The sequence below is a fragment of the Corynebacterium sp. KPL4035 genome (assembly GCF_037908325.1).
Classification (GTDB): domain Bacteria; phylum Actinomycetota; class Actinomycetes; order Mycobacteriales; family Mycobacteriaceae; genus Corynebacterium; species Corynebacterium kefirresidentii.
This window is the reverse complement of the sequence record NZ_JBBMGF010000016.1, coordinates 21,604-37,189: the sequence shown is the minus strand read 5'-3', so window position 1 is coordinate 37,189 and position 15,586 is coordinate 21,604. Positions and strand designations below refer to the sequence as shown.

Sequence of the window (15,586 nt, the reverse complement as noted above, 5' to 3'; positions counted from 1 at the left end):
GAGTGGCTGGAGTTTTAGTAGGTTCCTTTGCCAGCCTATCGCGCGCCATCAAGTCAGCGACCGATAAACGCTCAGCGCGATTGCGGCGGTCTTGCTCAGCATCGGAACGGCGGGAGGAAGTTTCCATTTTAGCGGTGCGACGTGCCGTCTTACGGTAGCGGACCCATCGCAACCAGCCGATGATTCCTGCGCCTACTAAAGCGATGAGGAGCCAGAGAAAGCTTTGGACAAGGGGGAAAGCTGCGGTTACGGTAGCCGTCTTGGAAAACGGTGATGCTCCCTCTGGCAAGTTGGCCTTGGTAATAAAGAATCCGGCCAGTACCACCGTGATGGCATACAAGATGGGGATGGAAGCCACCGTGAGGAAGAGGCCGCGTTCTTCTACGATGAGCGCCACCAGCAGCGAGCCGATGACGAGGAAGGCGAGGTAAGCCCACCCGATGGTACCCATCAGGATGGAAATCAACGCGCCGGTGAGCAAAATTGCCGCGAGCAGCCCAAGGCCCGTGCCCAGCGTGATGCTGGGGAGTCCAGAGCTTTGGGCGGCGGAAGACTTTCTTTGCTTGGCTTGTGACACGTCGGAAGATCCTACCGGTTCGTGCCTGCCCATGGCTATTTCCACGCACTAAGTCGCCGGATTTATAGTGGCGAATGCCCGCGCGGCCACGTATCGATGGCTATGGGCTCCCGTGGCGTGCGGTCCGTGCGGCCTGGGATATCCATCTCGTGCAATTTGCGGGCGGTGACGCCGACACGGGAATCTAGCGAGGACAGTGTGGCATTGTAGGCTTCGACTGCCTTTTCCAAGTTGTGGCCCACCCTGCCATAGTGATCAGAAAGTGTATTCAGGCGCGTGTACAGTTCGCGCCCTAGGCGCTGAACCTCCTTTGCCTTGGCTGAGATGTCTTCTTGGTGCCACCCCATAGCCACCGTGCGCAGGAGGGCAAAAAGCGAGCTGGGGGTGGCAATTACTACATTGCGTTCAAAGGCATACTCGATGAGTTCTGGGTCCACTGACAATGCAGCATCGAGGAAAGGATCTGCAGGGACAAACAGGATGACGAATTCGGGTGTAGGTTGAAACGCTTCAATATAGTCTTTGTGCGATAGTGCTTGGACGTGGCCACGCATCAAGTGTGCGTGGCGGCGCAAGAAGCCGGCGTGTTCTTCTGGGTCATCGGTCTCCAGCGCGTCGAGGTAAGAAGTAAAAGGCACCTTGGCATCGACAATGATATGGCGGCCACCAGCCAACTTGATAACCATGTCTGGGCGAACGATGCGACCACCCAGCGGAGCAGAAACCTGGCAGTCAAAGTCCACATGTTTGGTCATGCCGCCTATTTCAACCACCCGCTCCAATTGCACCTCGCCCCAACGACCGCGGGTATTGGGCGAGCGCAAGGCACTAACAAGTTTGTCAGTGCGTTCAGTCAGACGAGAGGAGGTAAGGGTTACCGCCTGGACCTGGCTAGAAAGGGAAGCGAGCAGCGCGGTGCGGTCTTCCTCAATTTCTTGGAGCTGAAACCCCAAGCGGTCCATGGCCTTTTCCAGCGGCTGGAGCTCAGCTTGGCGACGCTGCGATTCTTGCAGCGCGCGGTGTTCGGCACTTGGCGCCGAACGAGCAGCGGAGTAGGAATGGGCCAACCAACCCATTACCGCGCCGAGGGTGAGGCCGATAAAAAGTAGCAGCACGGGCAATGTGGAAGTCATGGAACCCAGCATGGCACGTACAGCCGACACAGCCCACTATTTTTTCGAATCTCCGTTCAAAAGGCCCTCGAAGGCATCGCGGGCACGGCGCAGGTTGGAGCGCACGCCGGGCTTCTCATGCTCTTTCGGGGTGGATTCCACGTTGAGGGCAGCGTCGAGGGAATTGGAGTTGCCGTCCGCGGCTACGTCCGCCACTGCGCCTTCTGGGGCTGCGTAGTCCGGCATTTTAAGCCACGCCTCGCGCTTATAGCGCCCTTGTTCCTCCGTATAACGGCCGATGAGGTAGCCAGCTACGGTGGAAAAGTCCAGCTCCGCGGCGGTCTTTTCGCCCGACTGGAGCTTCATCATATCTTGGCTGTAGCGATAGGCCACCGCGAACATCGCGGCTGCCGGAACCGCGAGGAAACCTCCCACCAAGCCAAATAGCGCAGAGCCTACGGTCACAGAAACCAAGACGATGACGGGGTGCAGGTCCATGGCCTTGGACTGCAGCCAAGGGGAAAGGACATTTCCCTCCAGCTGTTGGACCAGCAAGACCAGTCCAAGAACGAGCAAGGCCTTGGTAATACCAAGGGACACCAGTGCGATGGTGACGGAAAGGGCACCGGCCACAATTGCACCGACGAAGGGGATAAAGCCGGCGATGAAGGTGATGATTGCCAAAGCCATGGCCAGGGGGACGCCGATGAGGGCGAGGCCGATGCCGATAAAGACGGCGTCGACAAGCGAGACAACTGCCTGCGCACGAATAAAGCCTCCAAGCGTGGTCCATGCGCGGGTGAGTAGCTCAGTAAGGTGCCAGCCGGCGCGTTTGCCGGTGGCATCGCGCAGCCAGGGGAGGAACTTGGCGCCGTCCTTGAGGAAGAAGAAGGTCAGCACCAACACAATGAAGAGGGTGACCAAGATGGAGGTAGCGGTGCCGATACCGGTAAAGACGGAACCCGCGATGGCGCCAGCGCGCTGCTGCAGCCAGGAAGCCGCTTCATCGATGTAGCTGCTCATATCCTCGCTATCGAGGTTAAGGGGTGGGCCCTGTGCCCAGAGCTGCAGGCTTTGGATGCCGGAGACCGTCTGCAAGTACAAAGAGCGGGATTGGCGCATGAAGTCCGGGGCAACGAAGGAAATGAGTCCACCCACTGCCGTGAAAGAAACCAAAATGGTTACGGCAGCCGCCAACGCGGCGGGGAGGCCAATGCTGCGCAACTTCTTAGCCACTGGGGCTAGGACGGTGCAGATGATGAGGGCCAAAAGCACTGGCAAGATGCCCTGCCAGAAATTGCCGAGCAGGCGGTAGAGGGCGTAGAGGAAAACGCAGATGATGAGCAGGCGGACCGCCCATAGGGACGCAGACTTAACTACCTCGCCGGCAATGACAGAGCGATCTACCTGATCGCCCGGCGGATGTGGCGATACATCCTCCAGCTTGCTGGTATCGAAGCTTTCATCAAACTTATCGCCCAGGCCCGTCTTGGGAGCCTCGGGCAGCGGTTGGTTATCAGAACTCACCCCACCATCTTGCCTTAAAAGAAGGTGGGTGAGTTAGGATTGGCCCCGTGAGTCTTACACTAGGAATCGTCGGCCTGCCCAACGTGGGCAAGTCCACATTGTTTAATGCCCTGACCCGTTCCGAGATCCTGGCGGCGAACTACCCGTTTGCCACCATCGAGCCCAACGTGGGCCTAGTGGAGCTGCCGGACTCCCGCCTGACCCACCTGGCGGAAATGTTTAACTCGGAGCGTATCCTGCCCGCTACCGTGTCCTTCGTGGATATTGCCGGTATCGTCTCTGGCGCTTCGCAGGGTGAAGGCATGGGTAACGCCTTCCTAGCCAATATCCGTGAGGCAGATGCCATCTGCCAGGTGGTGCGCGCTTTTTCCGATGACAATGTCATCCACGTTGATGGCAAAGTTGACCCGCGCAATGACATCTCCGTTATTAATACCGAGCTCATCCTCGCGGACCTCCAAACCATCGAAAAGGCTCTGCCGCGCCTTGAAAAAGATGCGCGCAAGAATAAGGACCTGGCTGCTGAGGTGGAAGCCACCAAGAAGGCGCAGGAGATTCTAGAAGATGACCGCACCCTCTTCGCAGCAGCTAAGGAGGGCGAGATTGACCTCTCGCTCGTGCGCGATCTGCACTTGATGACGGCAAAGCCTTTCCTCTATGTCTTTAACTCGGACGAGGCCGTGCTTACCGACGACGCAAAGAAGGAAGAGCTTCGCCAGCTCGTCGCCCCGGCCGAGGCCGTGTTCCTTGACGCCCAGACAGAAACTGAGCTGCTTGAGCTGGAAGTAGACGAAGCGCGCGAATTGCTTGAGTCCGTGGGCCAAGATGAGCCGGGGTTGGCTACTTTGGCCAAGGCGGGTTTTGCCACGCTGGGGCTGCAGACCTATCTCACCGCCGGTGAGAAGGAAGCCCGCGCGTGGACCATCAAGCAGGGCTCTGCCGCCCCGCAAGCCGCCGGCGTTATCCACACTGACTTTGAAAAGAAGTTCATCAAGGCCGAAATCGTTTCCTACGATGACCTACTAGCCGCTGGCTCTATGGCCGAAGCTCGCGCGCACGGCAAGGTCCGCCAAGAAGGCAAGGACTACATCATGCAAGACGGCGACGTGTGCGACTTTAAGATCGGCGGTTAATTCCGCGTCTTCTAAGTCTTGGGCCTCCTAACGGAGAAGGCACTGCCCGCGCAGGCGGAGAAATTGTAGCGATTGAGAATCTTCCGCGTTACTGTGGGCGAGGTACCCAAACAATAGGAGGTCACATTATGGCTGAACTAGACAACAAGACCATTGCAATCATCGCTACCGATGGTTTCGAAGACTCTGAGCTGACTTCCCCGTTGGAGGCCGTGAAGAACGCTGGTGCTACCGTGCGCGTCATCGCCCCTAAGGCCGGTACTATCACCGGCAAGAAGGGCACGGAGATTTCCGTTGACGCCGTTACCGCTGACTCAACCGGCGAGTCTTTCGATGGCATTATCTTGCCTGGCGGTACCGACAATGCCGACCTGTTGCGCTTGGACAAGGCCGCAGTAGAAATCGTGCGCAACCACATGAGCAAGGATCTCCCGCTTGGTGCTATCTGCCACGGTGCATGGATCTTGGCCGATGCTGAAGCTCTTAAGGGTCGTACCTTGACGTCCTTCCCCTCCTTGCAGACCGACCTGCGCAATGCGGGCGCCACGTGGGTAGATGAGGAAGTTCACTGTGACCAGGGCTTGGTCTCCTCCCGCACTCCAGATGACCTGCCAGCCTTTAACGCCAAGCTGGTAGAAGAGTTTGCAGAGGGCCAGCACTAAGGCTCCACAATTTAAGCCACGGGAGTTTCCCGTGGCTTTTTTCGATCTTGCGCCGGTGTCACATGCCCTATAAAGTTAGGATTTCTTGAAGGGGAGTAGTTCCCTCGGTTAATTCCGAGATGACTGGTCGACATACTGGCGTTTAGCCCGGCCAGCCAGCGCCCGCAGTGCCCGCGGCCGTGAACGAGACCTTCGGTCCGCAACCGAACCGAAGGGAGAAGTGACTATGTCCTCCATGGGCTCAGAGCAGCGCATTCTTGAGCGCTTCATGCAGCTATCCATCGCCGCCGCTGTGGCTACCATCATCCTTAAGGCCTTGGCCGCGTGGCTTACCGGCTCGGTGGGCTTCCTATCTGATGCTCTCGAATCCGTAGTGAACCTCGTGGCGGCCGTCGCCGGTTTTTATGCCCTCCGGATTGCTGCCAAGCCGGCCGATGATAACCACCAGTTTGGCCATGGCAAAGCGGAGTACGTCTCCGCCTTGGTGGAGGGCGCGATGATTTTCATTGCGGCCGGCATGATCATCTATACGGCCATCCAGCGCTTCTTTATTCCGCAGCCGATTGTTGAGGCAGGCTGGGGCTTGGCATTATCTACGCTCTCGTCTGTGCTTAACCTGGCGGTGGGTATCGCGCTCATCCGCGCCGGCAAGCGCTACCGTTCTGCCACCTTGGATGCGGATGGGCATCACCTGCTTACCGACGTCTGGACTTCCGTCGGCGTCCTTGTCGGTATCGCCGCCGTTTATTTAACTGGCTGGATGTGGCTAGACCCTGTAGTAGCCCTCGCTGTGGGTATCAATATCTTGTGGACTGGTTACACCCTCCTGCGCGATTCCGTGAGCAGTTTGCTTTCTGAAGCACTTCCCGCGGATGAGCGCCAGCAGATTCGCCAGCTGCTGGCCCGGTTGGAAAAGGAGCAATCGGTTACCTTCACGGACCGGCGTACTGTCGCTTCCGGCCGTCAGCGCTTGGTCTACCTGACCATGGAGGTGCCAGAAGAGTGGAGCGTTATGCATTCCCACGAGGTTGCTGACGTCGTGGAAATCGCCCTAGATGAGCTGTATCCAAGCTGCAGTGCGTTCATTCACGTGGAGCCGGCGGGCGTGGAAAACCGCCGCCCGTACCTATTTCGCTAGGCCTTAATTTTCTAAGTTTTCGGGCGGTCACTGTGGCTGATTTTTTAGACCGACATGTGTGTAGACCCGTTCGAGTGAATAGGGCCTGTACATAGCCTGTGCTTTTTCGCAGAAAGCATACACCCTTCTGAAAGGACTCTGTGGGTTTAGTGGCACCGCCTTTTGGGGGTGGGGTAAGTCTTGAATGACTTGGAGAAAGTCGAGGGTGTTGACTACGGCGCTGCGGGGTCGTGAAACGACATCTATTTTTTTAGATTCGGGCCATTTATGGTGCAGAATTCTTAACGTTATGAAAATGTTATTGATTGCTCTGAGCTGCATGAAGTCTTCTCTGGGTGAATAAAACGGCAAAAATTTCTTGCTGGCGGTCGAAAAATTTTGAATTCTCCGTATGGTGGTTGTCACACCAAGCAAATAGCGATTCTCACCCCCGCATTCCACATGTGGGGGCAAGAATATGTCCTTTTGATTGGCTGAAGAGAGCTATACCAATAGCAGAAAGGATTTACTGACAATGGGTAAGAACATTAAGGATCTGTTTAACGCAACCGCATATGACAAGGACGGCGAGAAGCTGGGCAACGTTAACGAGGTATTCGTTGATGACCAGTCCGGCCAGCCTACCTTCGTTGAGGTTAACCACGGCCTGTTCGGTATGAACTCCAGCCTCGTTCCGCTGCGCGGCCACGACTTCTCCGGCGATGACCTGAAGCTGGGCTTCTCCAAGGACCGCATCAAGGACGCCCCAGACTTCGATTCCGATAAGCCGCTGACCCCAGAGGCACAGTCCGATATCTTCAAGCACTACGGCCTGGATAATGCACAGGACGTTACCGATTACAAGGACTCCAACCTGGACTCCAAGCGCGACGTTCAGGCTGGCGCTGACAAGGACCACAACTTGGCCGCAGGTGCCGGCGTTGCTGGCGCTGGTGCAGGCGTTGCTGGTGCACACGCTAACGAGAAGAAGGAAGCTGCCCACACCACTGATGCGGCTGCTGCTGAGCGTAAGGCTGGCGTTGCTGATAACGCTGCTACCAAGAACACCGCAGCAGAGCACACCAACAATGACGGTGAGCTCATCCGTTCTGAGGAGCAGCTGAACGTCAACAAGGAGCGCGTGGCTACCGGCGAGGCTCGCCTGCGCAAGTACGTTGTGACCGACACCGAGACCGTTGAGGTCCCGGTTGAGCGCGAAGAGGTCAGCGTTGAGCGCACTCCGATCAGCGCTGAAGATGCCAAGAACTACAACGGCACCATCTCCGGTGACGCTGAGGAAGCTTCCGTCACCCTGCACGAGGAGCAGGTTAACGTGAACAAGGAAACCGTTCCGGTTGAGAAGATCAACCTGAAGAAGGACACCGTTCGCGACACCGAGACTCACACCGAGGAGCTGCGCAAGGAGCAGATCGACACCGATGGTGTTGATGGCCTCAAGAAGTAAAAGCGCATAGCTAAACGCCCGCAAGGTTTTCCTTGCGGGCGTTTATTATGTTTGAGGGCTTATTTAAGCCTTGGCACCGATGGCTGCGGCCGAGTCAGAATCCATAATGTCTTTGACGCCGCTTTCTGCTGCGTCCCAGGTTGCCCTGTCTTGGATGGCGGCACGTTTAGCAACGACGGTGGCGCACAGTACCTGTCCGGTGACGTTGAGTGCAGTGCGTCCCATGTCAATAATCGGCTCAATGGCCAGCAGGAGACCGACACCAGCCAGCGGAAGGCCAAGTGTAGATAGCGTCAGCGTGAGCATAACCGTTGCGCCCGTGGTGCCTGCGGTAGCAGCGGAACCAATGACGGAAACAAAGATGATGAGCAGGTATTGGGTGAAGTCGAGGTTAATGTCGTAGAACTGGGCAACAAAGATGGCTGCAACGGCCGGGTAAACGGATGCGCAGCCGTCCATCTTGGTGGTTGCTCCTAGCGGAACGGCAAAGGAAGCGTATTCAGAGGGAACACCCATGGCCTTTTCGCTAAAGCGCTCGGTAGCTGGCATGACACCCATGGAAGAACGGGTAACAAAGCCCAGCGAGGTGACCGGCCAAACGCGCTTATAAAAGCCCATGACTGGAATCTTGTTGAACTTCAGTACGGCGGGGTAGACCACGACAAAAACCAGACCAAGGCCCACGTACATAGCCAGAACAAACTTGCCCAGCGAGCCCAAGGCGTCCCAGCCGTAGGTTGCTACTGCCTTACCGATAAGGGCGGCGGTGCCAATCGGTGCAAGGCGGATGATCCACCACAAGATGACCTGGATGACCTTGAGGAAGGACTCGGTAAAGCGCAGGAACGGCTCGGCGGACTTTCCGGTCTTGACTGCGGCGATACCAATGGCCAGTGAAATGACAAGCAGTTGTAACGCGCCGAAGCTGAGGGATACTTCGCCGTCGGAAAGCGAGGCAGAAAGTCCTACGAAGTTCTGTGGCAGAAGCTGCTCAAAGAACGCGGTCCACGAGCCGACGTGGGAAGGATCCTGCGCAGTGGCGGCATCGACGCTCGTGCCGACGCCCGGCTTCATAATGACGGCAACGAAAATGCCCATCAAGACAGAGAAGAATGCGGTAATGGCGAACCACACCAGTGTGGAAATCGCCAGGGAAGCCGCGTTAGCCACCTTGCGCAAATTGGCGACAGAGGTAACAACAGCGGCAAAGATCAGCGGCGGGATCATCACCTTGAGCAGCTGGACGTAGGCGCTACCGACTCCCGTGAGCAGGGTGGTCAACCAACCGGGGTTGTCTGGGTCAGTATCCATGCCAGAGGCGATGAAACCCAAGATGAGGCCGATGATAAGGCCGGCGATAACTTGCGCGCCGAATCCTGTGGCCCAGCCTGGGAGCCTAGAGCGCGAAGATTCCTGTTGAGACATAAAGGTTCCTTTGAAAATAAAAATGGACAGATCGGACTAGTTTTCAGATACTGTCCTGTTCAACTTCAACTTCGCTCAGTTTATTCCTTCGACGTCTTTAGGCACAAGACGTGGGGATTCTCCCATGGCTGCGACCTCATCCTTCGCGCTCACCGGGTGGCTTCCTAATACCTGGGGTTCTTTTCCCACTGAGCGCGAGGGGGAGGAAGAATTGCGGTGTGCGCCCTCGGCGCTCACCAGAGCGGGGTGGAAGCATCACCTTTACGCTGCTGGTGAGCGCGAAGGGCGGAGGGGGAAGGGCGGAGCGCGAGGTGCAGAGCGAGGAGGGGCTGCGATTTCTGGAATACTGGCGGCATGAAAATCCTCGTGACTGCATTTGACGCCTTCGGCGGAGAAAGCATTAACCCTACAGAACAAGCGCTGGAGCTATTACCAGAGGAGGTTGGGGGAGCGGAGCTTGTCAAGACGGTGATTCCGACCAAGTTTGGGGAATCCCTGCGCCGAGTAATTGCACTCGCAGAGGAATCATCAGTCGATGCAATTGTGTGCTTGGGACAGGCAGGCGGCCGGAAACATATCACCCCGGAGCGAGTCGCCATTAATGTGATGGATGCCGAGATTCCTGATAACGCGGGTTATCAGCCAGTGGATGTACCGGTCGTGGAGGGTGGCCCAGCGGCGTATTTTTCCACGCTACCAGTAAAGGAAATGGTCGCGGCGATGGATGATTGTCCGGCGCGGGTGTCGAATACGGCGGGGACTTTCGTGTGCAATCAGCTCCTGTATGGTCTCCTGCATCACTTCGCAGGGATGGAGGTGCGCGCGGGATTTGTACATGTTCCCTATATTGAGGAGCAGAACAAAGCGGATAAGCCCATGATGGCGCTAGCTGAGGTAGTCGAGGGGATAAAGCGGGCACTCTGGGCGGTGCAGGCTAGTTAGGGTAGCCTTTGTGGCTTTTTGAACCAGCGAAATATAGATTTATGGATATGTCTCGCTTTAGCCCTCTCAACTGGCCGGTTGTGCGCCAGCTGCGCAGCGGCGATCCCTTTGGCAGGGACGTCAATACGCAGTCTCAAAAGAGCAAGGATAAACATGGACGCACCGTGGAAGCGGACCGCGTGGTGCAGTCAGTGTGCCCGTACTGCGCGGTCGGTTGCTCGCAGCGCGTGTATGTCAAAGATGACCGTGTCATCCAGGTAGAGGGTGATCCGGATTCGCCCATTTCTCGTGGGCGCTTGTGCCCGAAGGGATCTGCGTCGGAGCAGCTAATTAACTCCGCTACGCGCCTGACCAAGATTAAATATCGCGCGCCTTACTCTTCGCAGTGGCAGGACCTTGATGAAGATACCGCGATGGAGATGATTGCGGATCGTTTCTTGGAGGCGCGTCGCAACGGTTGGCAGGATGTCGACGATGAGGGCCGCACCCTCAATCGCACGATGGGCATCGCCGGTTTGGGCGGTGCGACCTTGGATAATGAGGAAAATTACCTCATCAAGAAGCTATTTACCGCCGCTGGTGCGATACAGCTTGAGAACCAGGCGCGCATATGACACTCTGCCACCGTTCCTAGTCTAGGAACTTCGTTTGGCCGCGGCGGCGCAACCCAACCGCTGCAGGATATGGCGAATGCGGACTGCATCGTCATTGAGGGTTCTAATATGGCCGAGTGCCACCCAGTGGGATTCCAGTGGGTGGTGGAAGCCAAGAAGCGTGGGGCACGCATCATTCACGTGGATCCGCGCTATACGCGTACGTCCGCGTTTGCGAATCGCCACATTGGTATTCGCGGTGGCACGGATGTAGTGCTATTGGGTGCAGTGATTAATTATCTGCTGGAAAATGAGCTGTACTTCCATGACTATGTGGTGGCGTATACCAATGCGCCGATGATTATCTCGGAGGACTACCAAGACACCGAGGATCTAGATGGTTTGTTCTCTGGCTATGACCCAGAGACCGGAAAATACGTCACGGATTCGTGGCAGTACGTGCAGAAGCTCGAGGGTGCGTCGTGGAATGTGGAACGCGATGAATCGCTGGAGCATCCCAATTCGGTTTTCCAGATTCTCAAGCGCCATTACGCACGCTATACGCCTGAGATAGTGGAGGAGACCTGCGGTATTGCGCAAGAGGACTTTTACTACCTTGCGGAGTCGATTGCGCAGAATTCCACGCCGGATCGCACCACGTGCTTTGCTTATGCTTTGGGCTTTACTCAGCACACTCTGGGTGCGCAGTTCATTCGTACCGCGGCAATTTTGCAGCTGCTGACCGGTAATGTGGGCCGACCCGGCTCGGGCATTATGGCGTTGCGTGGACACGCGTCTATTCAGGGGTCTACCGATATTCCGACGCTGTTCCATTCGCTGCCGGGGTATTTGCCTATGCCGGGCGTCGACAAGCAAAGCTGGCCTGAGTATGTAGATGGCATCCGCAATGAGTCGCAGAAGGGCTTCTGGCAGATCGGAGAGAACTACGCGGTCTCGCTGATGAAGTCCTACTGGGGCGATGCAGCGACCAAGGAAAACGGGTGGGGTTATGACCTCATGCCGCGTATTTCTGGTGCGCATTCGACCTATGAAACGCTCATGGCAATGCTGGATGAGCAGGTGGAAGGCTATTTTGTCTTCGGCCAGAATCCGGCAGTGGCGCAGTCTAATGGCGGCATGCAGCGCCGTGGTTTGGCGGCGCTAAAGTGGCTGGTTGTGCGCGATTTCCAGGAGATTGAGACTGCCTCGTTCTGGAAGGATTCGCCGGAGATTAAAAACGGCGAGCTCAAGACCGAAGATATCGGTACCGAGGTTTTCTTGATGCCGGCGGCAACCCACGTGGAAAAGGCCGGTACCTTCACCCAAACCCAGCGCATGTTGCAATGGCGTTTCCAGGCGGCACCGCCGCCAGGTGATGCCAAGAGTGACCTGTGGTTCTTCTACCAGTTGGGCAAGAAGATTAAGGAGCGTCTGTGCGATTCCACTGATCCGCGAGATCTGCCTTTGCAGAAGGTCACGTGGGATTATGTGGAAACCGAGGAAGGTGAGCCGAATTCTGAGGACGTCCTCAAGGAGATCAACGGTTATTACCTTGAGGGCCCGAAGAAGGGCGAGCTTTTGCCTGCCTTCGTGGAGATGAAAAATGATGGCAGCACCTCGGGTGGCTGCTGGATCTACACTGGCGTGTTCAAGGACGGTATTAATCAGTCCGCGCGCAAGGTTCCTGGGTCGGAACAGAATGAAGTAGCCCCGGAGTGGGGTTGGGTGTGGCCGGCAAACCGCCGCCTGCTCTACAACCGCGCTTCGGCGAAGCCGGATGGCACTCCGTGGTCGGAGCGCAAGAAGTATGTGTGGTGGGATGCTGACAAAGGAAAGTGGGTTGGCGATGACGTGCCGGACTTCCCGGTTACTAAGGCCCCTGACTACAAGGCTCCGGTCGACGCCGTGGGGCCGGACGCCCTCGATGGTACCGATGCCTTCATCATGCAGGCTGATGGCCGCGGTTGGCTCTTTGCGCCGACCGGGCTTTCCGACGGCCCTTTGCCCACCCACTATGAGCCGCACGAGTCCCCGGTACACAATGTGCTGTACAAGCAGCAGCAGTCGCCGACGCGTCTGACTATTAAGCGTCCAGATAACCTGTCGCGTCCAGAGCCGGGCGAGCCGGGCGCGGAGGTTTTCCCGTTCGTCTTTTCTACGTATCGCCTCACGGAGATGTATACCTCGGGTGCGATGTCACGCCGTTTGCCGTATCTGGCGGAACTGCAGCCAGGCCTATTCTGCGAGGTTGATAAGGCCTTGGCAGAAAAGCGTGGGCTAGAAAATGGTCAGTGGGCCACGATCGTCTCGCCTCGCGGCGTGATTGAGGCGCAGGTCTTGGTCACTGACCGCATGCAGATGATGAAGATCAATGGTGAGGAGTTCCACCAAATCGGTTTGCCGTATCACTATGGCGAGTCCGATTCCACAGCCGTAGCTGGCGATGGTGCCAATGATTTGCTGGGCCTCACGCTGGAGCCGAACGTATTCATTCAGAATTCCAAGATTGGCGCCTGCGATATCCAGCCGGGGCGTCGTCCTCGTGGTGAGGCCCGTGTGGAGATGCTCAAGGAGTACCAGAAGCGTGCGCACCTGAATCTGGATTCCGGTAATGATCTGCTCACTGTGGATGATTCCTTCACTTATAACCCAGAGCCGCAGCAGCCCGTGGATGCGGACACGCCAGGCGTGAAGGGCGAGGAAAGCGAAGAAGGTAAGTAAATGACAAATCTACTGACCGAGAACGCGAGCCGGCACGGCTACGATAAGTACCGCCGCATGGCCTTTTTTACCGATACCTCCATTTGTATTGGTTGTAAGGCCTGCGAGGTGGCGTGCAAGGAGTGGAACCGCAATCCGGTAGAAGGCTATGACGTCACCGGTGATTCTTATGACAACACCGGTGCGCTGGGCGCTAATACTTGGCGGCACGTGGCCTTCGTGGAACAAAATAATGACCGTATCGAGCACGCCCGCGAGGAGGGAAAGAAGCTCATTTCTTTGGGCATGCCTTCGGTCGGGGCGCAGCCGCAAGAAGTTGATACCACTCCGCCAGATACCGATACCTTCCGGTGGCTGATGTCCTCGGATGTCTGCAAGCACTGCACGCATGCAGGTTGCCTTGATGTCTGTCCTACCGGCGCACTGTTTCGCACCGAATTTGGCACTGTGGTAGTGCAAGATGACGTGTGCAATGGCTGCGGGACATGCGTAGCCGGTTGCCCGTTCGGTGTCATTGAACGCCGCGATGATGGCGGTGTGGCGCTGAAATATGACAAGACCGCCACGGTGGATTACGTGGATAATTCCCATGCTGGCGTCAACGTGTTGCAAAAGCTCAAGCAGCTTGCCCCGCAAGGCCCGGACCATACACCGGGCGAGGCGATGCCGATCAAGAATTTGGGCGTGGCCCAAAAGTGCACTATGTGCTATGACCGCTTGAAGCAGGGCGAGCAGCCAGCGTGTTCTAAGACCTGCCCGACGGATTCCATCCAGTTTGGCCCTTATGAGGAGATGGTGGCCGCCGCCAAGGAACGTGTGCGAGTATTGCACAAGCAGGGAATTACTGAGGCCCGGCTTTATGGCGCTAACCAAGACGATGGTGTCGGCGGAACCGGTTCCATCTTCTTGCTTTTGGATTCGCCAGAGGTCTATGGGCTTCCGCCAGATCCACGCGTGCCGACGGCGGATTTGCCGCAGATGTATAAGACCGCAGTGAAGGCTATCGGCGGTATGGCGCTGGCCGTGGCCGGTTCCTTCCTGATTGGGGGACGTAAATGAGCAACTTTGATGAGTACCGCCCGCCGCAGCCGGAGCGTCGTAATCGCTACCGGAAATTTGATGGCACCAAGCCTAAAAAGAAGCGCAAGCGCCCAGGCGCGGGCGCGCAGGATGGTTCCAAAGAAGAGCGCATGGCGCAGGATTTCGAGTTCTCGTCCTACTACGGCCGGCCAGTGGTTAAGGCGCCGCCGTGGGAATGGCCAATCGGTGCGTATCTCTTCTTGGGCGGCGTCAGTGGCGGATCGGGGCTTTTGGCCGCCGGCGCACAGGCCGTGGGCAATGCACCGCTGCGTCGTACCACCCGCCTTTCTGCCTTTGGCGCGGCGGCCGCGGGATCAGTCTTTTTGATTCTAGATTTGGGCCGCCCGGAGCGCGCGCTGAATATGTTCCGCGTCTTCAAGGTGACCTCGCCGATGTCTCTGGGATCGTGGATCCTGTCGGGTTTTGCGAGCGCGGCCGCGCTGCCGGCCGCAGCGGAAGTGGATGCAGCGACTGGGCATAAGCTGCCCCTGCCTAAGTTCGTGCGCACGGCGCTGCAGAAAGCGGCTGGACCAGCTGGCGCAGTCGCGGGAGTGCTCGGTGGTCCGCTGGCGGGGTATACCGCGGTATTGCTGTCGAATACCTCGAACCCGGTGTGGAATGACATGAAAAAGCACCTGCCGTATGTCTTTGTTTCCTCGGCAGCGGCGGCGTCATCGGGAATGGCTATGGTGACGACTCCGGTCGAGCACGCAGGTCCTGCCCGCGTGTTGGGCATGGCCGCTGCGGCCAGCGATCTAGCGGCGACCAAGGTCTTGGAAGAAGGCATGGAGCCTGAACCGCGCCAAGCACTGCACGAGGGAAAGCCGGGCACGCTGATGAAGGCTTCGGAATACCTCATTGCGGCCGGTGGCGTGGGGAGCATGCTGGCTGCGGCCACAAAGTCCCGCGCGGTATCGGTGGCCGCGGGGCTATCGCTATTGGCGGGATCGGCGTGCACCCGCTTTGGTGTGCTCAACGCCGGCCTAGAAGCAGTGAAGAATCCGGAGACTACCATCGGCCCGCAAAAGCGCCGGGCGGAAAAGCGCCGGCGCGAGCAGGGTCTCGACCACGATGTGGTGAGCTCGGACTAGTCCACCTCCTGTAGGGCGGGAGCGAGTTCCGCGCCGATATCTTCCCTGCGTTGTTGCTCGGCTGCGGAGCAATAAAAGTGCCGGTCGGTGGACCCGAATGGGAGGGGAGCATGCGCTTGGCGATGCCCCCTCGGTTGCACA

Annotated in this window: 12 protein-coding genes; 8 read left to right on the top strand and 4 right to left on the bottom strand. The window is 57.5% G+C overall.

Features of this window, described 5'->3' with window-relative positions; all coding sequences use genetic code 11:
• From WMP96_RS11175 to WMP96_RS11165, 3 genes are all read right to left on the bottom strand, one after another.
• Nucleotides 1–577: DUF6542 domain-containing protein (locus WMP96_RS11175; RefSeq protein WP_340433496.1), on the bottom strand; the 577-nt coding region annotated here is incomplete at its 3' end.
• Between the two features lie 62 nt (nucleotides 578–639).
• Nucleotides 640–1,710 (bottom strand): DNA recombination protein RmuC, encoded by a 1,071-nt coding sequence (locus tag WMP96_RS11170; protein ID WP_239205388.1) that lies wholly within the window; start codon nucleotides 1,708–1,710, stop codon nucleotides 640–642.
• 36 nt (nucleotides 1,711–1,746) lie between these two features.
• Complete coding sequence (locus tag WMP96_RS11165; RefSeq protein ID WP_023021873.1) at nucleotides 1,747–3,216, bottom strand: AI-2E family transporter; 1,470 nt, start codon at nucleotides 3,214–3,216, stop codon at nucleotides 1,747–1,749.
• 47 nt (nucleotides 3,217–3,263) lie between these two features.
• Between WMP96_RS11165 and ychF the strand changes: the two genes are divergently transcribed.
• The 4 genes from ychF to WMP96_RS11145 all read left to right on the top strand — a co-directional run bounded on the left by ychF (nucleotide 3,264) and on the right by WMP96_RS11145 (nucleotide 7,593).
• Complete coding sequence (gene ychF, locus WMP96_RS11160) at nucleotides 3,264–4,349, top strand: redox-regulated ATPase YchF (protein ID WP_239205336.1); 1,086 nt, start codon at nucleotides 3,264–3,266, stop codon at nucleotides 4,347–4,349.
• Nucleotides 4,350–4,477: 128 nt separating this feature from the next.
• Entirely contained in the window at nucleotides 4,478–5,011 is a 534-nt protein-coding gene (locus tag WMP96_RS11155; RefSeq protein ID WP_239205338.1) for a type 1 glutamine amidotransferase domain-containing protein, read from the top strand.
• Nucleotides 5,012–5,237: 226 nt separating this feature from the next.
• On the top strand, nucleotides 5,238–6,149 hold the full coding sequence (locus WMP96_RS11150) for a cation diffusion facilitator family transporter (RefSeq protein ID WP_340433490.1): 912 nt from the start codon (nucleotides 5,238–5,240) through the stop codon (nucleotides 6,147–6,149).
• Between the two features lie 514 nt (nucleotides 6,150–6,663).
• Nucleotides 6,664–7,593 (top strand): PRC and DUF2382 domain-containing protein, encoded by a 930-nt coding sequence (locus tag WMP96_RS11145; RefSeq protein WP_239205340.1) that lies wholly within the window; start codon nucleotides 6,664–6,666, stop codon nucleotides 7,591–7,593.
• Between the two features lie 63 nt (nucleotides 7,594–7,656).
• On the opposite strand, the gene WMP96_RS11140 is transcribed toward WMP96_RS11145, so the two are convergent.
• Entirely contained in the window at nucleotides 7,657–9,018 is a 1,362-nt protein-coding gene (locus tag WMP96_RS11140; protein WP_239205342.1) for a dicarboxylate/amino acid:cation symporter, read from the bottom strand.
• A gap of 354 nt (nucleotides 9,019–9,372) precedes the next feature.
• Here WMP96_RS11140 and pcp point away from each other — a divergent pair, with 354 nt between their 5' ends.
• The 4 genes from pcp to nrfD are packed head-to-tail and all read left to right on the top strand — an operon-like array spanning nucleotide 9,373 to nucleotide 15,445.
• Nucleotides 9,373–9,960, top strand: coding sequence for a pyroglutamyl-peptidase I (pcp, locus tag WMP96_RS11135; RefSeq protein WP_239205344.1), 588 nt, complete (start codon nucleotides 9,373–9,375; stop codon nucleotides 9,958–9,960).
• 47 nt (nucleotides 9,961–10,007) lie between these two features.
• Nucleotides 10,008–13,274, top strand: a complete 3,267-nt coding sequence (fdnG, locus tag WMP96_RS11130; protein WP_301716334.1) for a formate dehydrogenase-N subunit alpha — start codon at nucleotides 10,008–10,010, stop codon at nucleotides 13,272–13,274.
• Nucleotides 13,275–14,333: a 4Fe-4S dicluster domain-containing protein gene (locus tag WMP96_RS11125; RefSeq protein WP_301716335.1), complete on the top strand. Its 1,059-nt coding sequence runs from the start codon at nucleotides 13,275–13,277 to the stop codon at nucleotides 14,331–14,333.
• Complete coding sequence (gene nrfD, locus WMP96_RS11120; protein WP_340433480.1) at nucleotides 14,330–15,445, top strand: NrfD/PsrC family molybdoenzyme membrane anchor subunit; 1,116 nt, start codon at nucleotides 14,330–14,332, stop codon at nucleotides 15,443–15,445. Before WMP96_RS11125 ends, nrfD begins: the two co-directional genes overlap by 4 nt.
• The last annotated feature ends 141 nt before the right edge of the window (nucleotides 15,446–15,586 follow it).